Annotated in this window: 1 protein-coding gene; it reads left to right on the top strand. The window is 75.9% G+C overall.

From position 1 onward, the window contains the following. On the top strand, positions 1-808 hold an 808-nt coding region (locus EAD98_RS00220; RefSeq protein WP_233583647.1), incomplete at both ends, for a GGDEF domain-containing protein.

An 808-nucleotide genomic window follows, 5' to 3' on the forward strand; every position in this document is an offset into this window, starting at 1 on the left:
CCGCCACCCCGGGCGGGCCCGCGGCGCCGGTCGGTGGCGCCCCCGGCGCCCCCGGCGAGGAGGCCGGGGCTGCGGCGCTCGGCGTGCTGGCCCTCTACGACCGGCTGGGCGCGGACGAGTTCGACGACGACGACCTGGTCACCCTGCGCACCTTCGCCGGGCATGCGGCGGTGGCGGTGGACAACGTCCGGGTGCACGAGGAGGCGCAGCGGCTCTCGCTCACCGATCCGCTCACCGGGCTGTGGAACTACCGCTACCTGCGCGAGTCGATCCGGCGGGAGGTGGAGCGGGCCAGCCGGTTCGGCCGGATGCTCAGCGTCCTCGCGCTGGACCTGGACCGGTTCAAGGACGTCAACGACACGTACGGGCACGCGGCGGGGGACACCGTGCTGGCCGAGTTCGCCCGGAGGGTGCGCGGCGAGATCCGGGAGGTCGACCTCGCCTTCCGGCAGGGCGGCGAGGAGTTCGTGCTGCTGCTGCCGGAGACCGACGCCCGGGGCGCGGCGATCGTGGCGGAGCGGCTGGGCGCGGCGGTCCGGGAGACGCCGGTCGCCGTCGAGGCGTACGCGGGACCCATCATGATCACGGTGTCGGTGGGCATCGCCGTCTACCCGGACCACGGCAGCAACGGACGGGAGGTGCTGGAGGCCGCCGACGACGCGCTCTACGCGGCGAAGGCCGCCGGGCGGGACACCTACCGGGTCGCCGAGGTGTGCCCCGACCTGCCGACGCAGGAGATCCCGGTGCCGGCGGGGGCGGTCAGCCCACCCGACGGGCTGCCGCGCGCCGGCACCGGGATCTCCTGCGT

Source organism: Micromonospora sp. CV4 (assembly GCF_003667455.1).
Taxonomy (GTDB): Bacteria; Actinomycetota; Actinomycetes; order Mycobacteriales; family Micromonosporaceae; genus Micromonospora.